Here is a 387-nt window from a genome sequence, read left to right on the forward strand (position 1 = left end):
GTCTGCACCGGCAGGTAGCACGGCATCTGCAGGGTCAGTTTCCAGCCGGTCCTGCCGTCCTTCTCTGCCGCAGCGCGCGCGGCGGCCTTCACGTCTTCCGGCAGGCCCTGCAGCCGCGCTTCGTCCTCGATGAACAGCGACCATGCATCGGTGGCGTCGAGCACGTTCTGCGAGAACTTGGCCGACAGCGCCGACAGTTCCTCCTTGATCGCAGCGAAACGCTGCTGCGCCTCCGGCGCCAGCTCGGCACCGCCCAGCCGGAAGTCACGCAGCGTGTTGTCCAGCACCTTGCGCCGGGCTTCATCGAAGCGTGCTGCCTCCGGGCTGGCGGCCAGTGCCTGGTATTGGCGATACAGCGCCAGGTTCTGGTCCAGCGCACTGGCGAAG

General features: G+C 67.4%; 1 pseudogene. It reads right to left on the reverse strand.

The features are described 5' to 3' along the window. Window positions 1-387, reverse strand: a pseudogene (locus EN850_RS34040) (peptidase M3); the annotation flags it as partial.

It is taken from the genome of Mesorhizobium sp. M8A.F.Ca.ET.207.01.1.1 (genome assembly GCF_004794715.1).
Lineage (GTDB): Bacteria > Pseudomonadota > Alphaproteobacteria > Rhizobiales > Rhizobiaceae > Mesorhizobium.